At 69.3% G+C, this 3,435-nt stretch carries 3 protein-coding genes; all 3 read right to left on the reverse strand.

Features of this window, described 5'->3' with window-relative positions; all coding sequences use genetic code 11:
• Positions 1-1,793: Mu transposase C-terminal domain-containing protein (locus U9980_RS25430; RefSeq protein ID WP_322770243.1), on the reverse strand; the 1,793-nt coding region annotated here is incomplete at its 3' end.
• Entirely contained in the window at positions 1,793-2,548 is a 756-nt protein-coding gene (locus U9980_RS25435) for a TnsA-like heteromeric transposase endonuclease subunit (protein ID WP_322751231.1), read from the reverse strand. The genes U9980_RS25430 and U9980_RS25435, both read right to left, overlap by 1 nt.
• Before the next feature lie 142 nt (positions 2,549-2,690).
• Positions 2,691-2,879, reverse strand: a complete 189-nt coding sequence (locus tag U9980_RS25440) for a hypothetical protein (protein ID WP_322770244.1) — start codon at positions 2,877-2,879, stop codon at positions 2,691-2,693.
• Positions 2,880-3,435: the final 556 nt, after the last annotated feature.

The raw sequence follows: 3,435 nt of genomic DNA on the forward strand, positions 1-3,435 counted from the left end.
GTCTCGTTGGTGTCGTCTCGCCCGGCCGAGGCGGTCAGCCGGCGGGCGTGGCGCCAGGTGAAATCGGCGAAGGGCGCGGCGACCATCGGCAGATGGGTCCACGGGACGGTGATCCAGCCCGTCGAGGTCCGGACGAACACGTAGGACAGATCGTAGGGATCGTAGTGGATCTCCCACAGGCCCCGTTTGGCTGCGACCCCGGAGTGCTGCAACCGCCAGGGACCCAGGTCCGGGCTGTCGTAGGTGCGGTAGGCGATCCGGATGCCATAGGCGTTGATCTGTCGCCAGGCCACCGGCAGCAGCTCCAGATAGTCCTCCCCGGACAACGTCAGCGGCAGGTAGCCGGCCGCGGCGACCAGGGCCGCGTACCTGTCGTTCGGCGACATCGCCTGCCGCGGGAACGCCGGGTCGCGCAACGCGTCGTGCGGCCGGTGCTGCCAGCCGACGATCAGCCACTCGTCCAGCAGGTCCTGCAACTCACCCACGGTCCACGCCGCCTCGACGTCGGCTCCGCGACGGGTCGGGTTCGGACCGGTGTAGGCGGCGACGTGCTGGCAGAACAGCGAGTTGATCGAACCGAAGGTCGCCTCCACGATCGCCTTGTCGGTCGGGGTGCCCGGACGGCACGGCTGCACCGAAACCCCAAGCCGTTCACAGGCGCGGGTGAACGTGTAGGAGACGAACACCCTGCCGTGGTCAATGACGATGGTGTCCGGCACGATCACCGGCCGGGCGGCAGCCAGCTCCATCCGGGCGTCGATCTCGACCAGGCGGGCGTGCGGCAGCCGCGACGCCGCCATCCGTAACGCGGTCGACCAACCCGGCCGCATTGGTTCGGGGACCAGCATCCGGGCCAGCAGCAGCGCCGCGTCGACGGCCTTCGTCCCGACCGGGCGCAGCACCGCAGCGCAGATCGTGCGGGTCGCGACATCGACCGCGATGGTCAGGTCGGCGCGGACCGCCACCCCGGAGCCGGCCAGCACCAGCACGTCGAGCGGCGTGGAGTCGATCTGCACCTGCTCACCGGGACGGACGGCAACCGTCGGTGTGAACGGGCCGGCCGGCCGGTTCGCGGTCTGCCGGCGGGTGACCGCCGAACCGAACGTGTGCCGGCCGGCGGCCAGCCGGTCGATCAGCGTGTAGAAGGTGCTCCTGCCCGGTAGCGGCACCACCCCGGGCCCGTAGAGGTCCTCGACGGCCTTCGTCACGCGGCGAATCAGCCGGGACCGGGTGCCCGTCGACACGTCCGTCTCCGCGTCGAGGACCTCCCGGATCACGGCCACCAGCCGGGCATCGACCCGGCCGGTGGCCTCCCAGGCCCGCACCGCGCGCTGATCCACCAAGCCCCACAGCCCCTGACCGGCGTAGCGGGACCGCATCCGCTCGACGGTGCGTAGACCCACGCCCAGCTCGGCCGCTTTCGCCTGCTCACGCTCCCGCAGCGTGCGTGTCGCCGGGTCGTAGGCCGGCATGGACGGCGTGCCCGGTGCCGCGTCCGGCGGCAGCCCGGTCTCCACCTCCACCACATGGCGGTGCCAGTCCCTCGCCACGGCGACCACGCCGGCGGGCAGCCCGTCGAGCAACCCGAACGGCTCCACCGCCGGTACTGGCGTCGCGCCGATGACCACGAAGTCGGGCGAGGCCATCAGGTACGACGCCAACACCACCGTCTCGGCGCCCGCGGTCGAGCGCAGCCGCACCGATGTACCGGCCAAGCCCACCACCTGATGCTCCCCGCCCTGGTAGCACACCCAGTCGCCGGGTCGCAGCACCGCCTGCGGCATGGCAGCCATCAGCCGGCCGCCGTCACCAGCGCCGACGCGTGCAACGGCACCGACAGATCCACCGTCAGCTCCTGCCGCCACAGCAGGTGGAAGAGCACCGGCAACACCGCCACCGGGTCCCCGGCACGCTCGGCCCCGGTCATCAGCCGCGCCGGCCGCGCGAAGACGTCCCGCAGGACCGCGGCAACCTCGGCCAGCCGGTGACGAGGATGGCGATAGCCGGCCAGCCACCGCACGTTGCCGACCGCGATCCGCTCCGGTGCCCCCACCAGCCGGTACTCCCAGCCGACCAGCCCGCACGCCTGCCTCGTCGCCTCGAACTTCACCGCATCTCGTGGCCCGATCCGATCGGGCGGCCGGCAGTCGACCACCACCGCTGACCCGTCCGCACGCCGGGCGAAATAGTCGGGCACGTGCCTGTAGGCATCGCCGGCAGGAGCGACCCAGGACAGCCAGAACGGCTGAGAGGCGATCCCGACCACCGCCGGGTCGAAGTCCAACAGCATCAGGTGATCACGTTCCAGCCACGACTCATACCCCACATGCCGGCAGACCGTCGCCGACCACCACAGACCGGAAAAGTGCCGCTGAGTCCTGACCGACCGGAACCGCCGCGCCGGCGCCGCCTCCTCCAACAGCACCGACCGCGCGTCCACCAGCAGCACCCGCTGCTCCGCCCCGCCATCGGCGACATAGCTGACCTCGAAACCGCCATCAGACAGGGCACCAGCCGAACCACCGCTCAGCACCGGCAGATCCGCCATGTCGCAGCATCCTGCCGCCCATGAAGATCACGACCGTGGTGCGACTCGCGCAGTACCCACGACCACTTACCAGCAGGAAGTGGTCCTTTCGTTCCAAGGAAGCCGGCGGAACCTCTACCATCGTGTCACTCACGGCATGCCCTCACTCTCGGAGGGTTACACCTGTATTTCTACAGGCCCCCGAGTAGTACAGACCCGGGAAATGCCGCTGCCCGCGGTACGAGGGGAACTCACGCACCGGCGACACCTCCTCGAACGCCACTGTCGCCACCGACATCAGCGGCCGGCGGACCTCCCGGCCAGCCTCCACCCAGACCAGATCCGGCCACATCGAGCCCTGCCTCACCCTGAATTACAAGTGTGTCACTCATGCCGACAGCATTGCAGGGCGGTGATCCAGTGAGACAAGCCAGCTACAACGAGACGACAGCTATCCAAAAGGCGACAAATACCGTGCCAATCCGCCACACCGCCCGAGATTCACCAGCGCTGCCGCCAGATCCGTGAGACACCGCAGGCTTCCGTGAGAACGGACAGCCTCGCCACCTAACACTGGACTTCGCCCCGAGGCGCGCCATGTAGATCTGGACCTCGCCACCCTGACCTGGACCGGACACTTACCCCCCAGTCGGGCTATGCCAGCGAAACGCTGGCATAGCCCGACTGGGGGGTCACTGCTAGTTCGGTTGAGTCATTTCACGCTGGGACGCCGTGCAGACCGCGAAGTTGGAACGCCGAGACACGTCACGGCGGGGGTAGTCCTAGATATAGGGGTTTTTCCCCTTGGGGGCGGATGACCGCCCGTTGGGACGGCCTGTGAGGTGGGCACTGTGGAGGTCAGGGCTCGTACGTCAGGACAGCGCCGCCGGGCTCGACTGGGGGTCACC

The sequence above is a fragment of the Protofrankia sp. Cr1 genome (genome assembly GCF_963555865.1).
Classification (GTDB): Bacteria; Actinomycetota; Actinomycetes; order Frankiales; family Frankiaceae; genus Protofrankia.